A 2,035-nucleotide genomic window follows, 5' to 3' on the forward strand; every position below is an offset into this window, starting at 1 on the left:
CTCCGTGGCCCGCCGACCCCGCCCCAGCCGCAGCCCTCGCTCCGGCCGCGGTCCTGGGCTCGGCTGCGGTCCTGGGCTCGGCCGCCGCTCCCGCCGCCGGCGGCGACGGCATGTCATGACCGCGGCGGACTTCTTCTGGTACATCCCCAACGAGGCCCGGCCCGGCCACCGCGGCGATGACGCGGTCAGCGGCCACAACAGCCTGGAGACGCTCACCCGCCAGGCCCTCGCGGTCGAGGCGCACGGCTGGCGGGGGGCGCTGCTCGGCGCCGGGTGGAGCCGGCCGGACACCTTCACCGTGGCGACAGCGCTGGCGGCGAGGACGTCGCGCTTCGAGCCGCTCATCGCCGTCCGCCCCGGCTACTGGCGGCCGGCGCAGTTCGCCGCCGCGGCGGCGACGCTCGACCATCTGTCGGGGGGTCGGGTGCGGGTGAACGTCGTCACGGGCGCGGACGAGCTCGCGGCCTACGGCGACGATGAGGCCGACCAGGCGCGGCGCTATGCCCGCACCGGCGCGTTCATGCGGCTGGTCCGCCGGCTGTGGACCGAACGAGACGTCACCCACCGCGACGACGACTGGCACGTGACCGGGTCGACCGTCGCCGCCCGGGTGCAGGCCCGCCCGGGGCGGCCCCATCCGACGCTCTACTTCGGCGGCGCCTCGGCGGCGGCCGAGCGGGTCTCAGCCACCGAGGCGGACGTCCAGCTGTTCTGGGGCGAGCCGCTCGACGACCTCCGGGACCGCATCGCGCGCCTGCGGGAGCTCAGCGAGCGGCTGGGCCGCGAGCACCCGCCGCTGGCGTTCGGGCTGCGCGTCACCACCGTCGTCCGGGACACCACCGAACAGGCCTGGGCCGACGCCGAGGCCAAGGTCGCCGCGCTGGCCGCCCGCCAGTCCGACCTCCCCGACCGCCGCCGCCACGAGACCGCCACCGGCCAGCGCCGGCTGCTCGACCTGCAGGCCCGCGGCGAGGTCCTCGACGACAACCTCTACACCGCCCCGGGTCGCATCGGTGGCGAGGGCGCCGGGACCACCTGGCTGGTCGGCTCCGCCGCCGACGTCGCCCGCTCCCTGCGCCGCTACGCCGAGCTGGGCATCACCCACTTCGTCCTGTCCGACACGCCCTACCTCCAGGAGATCGAGCGCCAGGGCACCCAGCTCCTGCCCCTCCTGCGACCACCCGGCTGACCGGCTCGCGGGGCGGTGGCCCCGAGGCCGAGCATCCGTCCGCTGGAGAGGGGCCGGGGCCTATGGGGCCGGGGCCTATGCGTCGGGGTCGCGCAGGCCGACGGCGTCGTACCGCCAGAAGGCGTCTGCGTAGACGAGGGTCCCGGTCATCCACAGCTGATAGGCGGGGAGGAGGAAGACCTGGAAAGCCGCGTCGGGGACGCGCAGCGATGGTTTGCGGAAGTCGTGGTCGGCACCGGGAGTGAACCCGAAGCGGGCGTAGTAGGCGGGGTCGCCTTGCAGGAAGACAAGGGGCGCCGGCGACTGCGCGAGGAGGGCGAGCCCGCGCCGCACGAGGGCCGAGCCGATGCCGTTCCTCTGCTGTTCCGGGACGACGGACAGTGGGCTGAGCACCTGGACGTCGACCAGGCGGCGGGGCGCGTCGAGCAGGCTTCTCGTGGTCATGGCGTGCCCGACGACCTGGCCGTCCCGCTCGGCGACGAGAGACAGCCCGCCGTGCGCGGTGAGGGTCTCCCGCAGGCTGTCGACCAGATCGGCGACGGTCGCCCCCTTGTCACCGAATGCTCGCTGGATGACGTCGCGCACCGCCTCCCGGTCACCAGGTTGCTCGTGACGGATCTGCACGACAGGAAGAGTAGACAGCGCACTCCGCCGCCTCCAAGCGGTTTTCGCGCGGCACGGCTGAGCATCACGGCCGTTGTGGTCGGGCGTAACCGCCGAGTCCGAGGCGGGGTGATGCCTGGCCGGTGGCTCGAAGAGCAGGGGTTCGCACTCGACCCGAACGACGCCCGGGCCGCGAACCTGCGTCGCCACGCGGGGGCGGCCCGGTTCGCCTACAACTGGGCC

Annotated in this window: 3 protein-coding genes; 2 read left to right on the top strand and 1 reads right to left on the bottom strand. The window is 74.5% G+C overall.

From position 1 onward, the window contains the following. Nucleotides 1-115 precede the first annotated feature (115 nt). The gene (locus tag C1A33_RS24315; protein WP_101833650.1) at nucleotides 116-1,189 is read left to right on the top strand and encodes an LLM class flavin-dependent oxidoreductase; all 1,074 of its coding nucleotides are present in this window, start codon (nucleotides 116-118) and stop codon (nucleotides 1,187-1,189) included. A gap of 75 nt (nucleotides 1,190-1,264) precedes the next feature. Here C1A33_RS24315 and C1A33_RS24320 read toward each other — a convergent pair whose 3' ends face one another. Beyond that, nucleotides 1,265-1,813 carry a GNAT family N-acetyltransferase gene (locus tag C1A33_RS24320; protein ID WP_101833651.1) on the bottom strand — a complete coding sequence of 183 codons (549 nt, stop codon included), beginning with the start codon at nucleotides 1,811-1,813 and terminating at the stop codon, nucleotides 1,265-1,267. 111 nt (nucleotides 1,814-1,924) lie between these two features. Here C1A33_RS24320 and C1A33_RS24325 point away from each other — a divergent pair. After that, nucleotides 1,925-2,035: helix-turn-helix domain-containing protein (locus tag C1A33_RS24325; RefSeq protein ID WP_133150810.1), on the top strand; the 111-nt coding region annotated here is incomplete at its 3' end.

The sequence above is a fragment of the Frankia canadensis genome (assembly GCF_900197875.1).
Lineage (GTDB): Bacteria > Actinomycetota > Actinomycetes > Frankiales > Frankiaceae > Frankia > Frankia canadensis.